Below are 389 nucleotides of genomic sequence, written 5' to 3' on the forward strand. Positions count from 1 at the left end.
TCATCCTTCTCGTCGTCTCTATACGGCGAGAAGGTGCCGGCAGGCGGATGAGGGGCAGCGCGGGCTTCCGAGGATGGCTCGATGGAAGGCGGCGCGGCTGGCGGCACCTCGATCGGTGCCGGCGTTTCGGCCGGAACCTCGCTCGGCGGCGTCGGCACCTCCACAGGCGCCGGCTCAGGCAGCGGTTCCGGACGCGAAGGCTCGATATCCGGCTGAGTCGGCTCAGGGGCGGGCACTTCCTGCGGCGCAGGTTCAGGCGCCGGCGCCGGCGCGGGCTCGGGTCGTGCCGGCGGCACTTCCTCGGGGGCCGGAGGCTCCGGTATCTGAGGCGCCGGTTGTGGCTCTTCCTCTGGCTCAGGCTGCGGCAGCGGTTCCGGCTCGGCGGGGAC

General features: G+C 72.8%; 1 protein-coding gene. It reads left to right on the top strand.

All coding sequences use genetic code 11. The features are described from left to right. The first annotated feature begins 81 nt into the window (after positions 1-81). The gene (locus tag EOA24_RS44025; RefSeq protein ID WP_281059374.1) at positions 82-216 is read left to right on the top strand and encodes a hypothetical protein; all 135 of its coding nucleotides are present in this window, start codon (positions 82-84) and stop codon (positions 214-216) included. The last annotated feature ends 173 nt before the right edge of the window (positions 217-389 follow it).

Origin of the sequence: Mesorhizobium sp. M2A.F.Ca.ET.039.01.1.1 (assembly GCF_003998035.1) — a bacterium.
Lineage (GTDB): Bacteria > Pseudomonadota > Alphaproteobacteria > Rhizobiales > Rhizobiaceae > Mesorhizobium.